Source organism: Mesorhizobium sp. M7D.F.Ca.US.004.03.1.1 (assembly GCF_003998635.1).
Taxonomy (GTDB): domain Bacteria; phylum Pseudomonadota; class Alphaproteobacteria; order Rhizobiales; family Rhizobiaceae; genus Mesorhizobium; species Mesorhizobium loti.
In genome coordinates this window covers 1-610 of sequence record NZ_RZQG01001653.1, presented here as the reverse complement: position 1 = coordinate 610, position 610 = coordinate 1, and the positions used below count along the sequence as shown (strand labels likewise).

Below are 610 nucleotides of genomic sequence, written 5' to 3'. Positions count from 1 at the left end.
GTGACGCCCCCGCCCGCCTGCCGCCCCGGCCGTTCATCCGGACGGCAGGAAAAGACGGGCATCCTCCGGGACGAGCTGATCGCTGAGCCGTGCCGCGAGATGGGCGGGGCCGAGATGGCGCAGATCGTCGTTGAAGTCGCCGAGCTGCGGCCGCAAAACCAGGGCGAGAATCCCGGCCTCGCCTGCGCGCTGGCTGAGACGCCCGATGCCATGCCGGCCGGCGGCGTCGGCATCGGCTGCGATGTAGAGGCGACGGCAGCCAGGCGGGAAGGTCAGGCCGGCGAGGTGATTGGCCGAAGTGGCGGCGGCCACCGGCAGCGCCGGCATCACCACCTTAACCGACGCCATCGTCTCAAAACCCTCGCCGGCGGCCATGACCGGGACGGGCTCATCTGGCTGGCGGCCTAGCCAAATGCCGTTGCCAAGGAGATCTCCCAGCGAGCGGCGTGGATCAGTGAGTTGCGCCTTGCCCTGACCCGAAGGATCAAGCCAGGTGCGCTGCAGGCCGGTAATCTCCCCGTCGAGGTTGGTGACAGCGGCAATCAGCGCAGGCAGGGTCCGCGTCTCGCCGGTCACGAGATCCCTGTAGTAGCAGCCGGGATGGAAACGC

General features: G+C 69.0%; 1 protein-coding gene. It reads right to left on the bottom strand.

Going from position 1 to position 610, the window contains the following annotated elements; all coding sequences use genetic code 11:
• Positions 1-33 precede the first annotated feature (33 nt).
• A partial coding sequence (locus EN935_RS39300; protein ID WP_206534719.1) for a toprim domain-containing protein occupies positions 34-610 on the bottom strand: 577 nt, incomplete at its 5' end.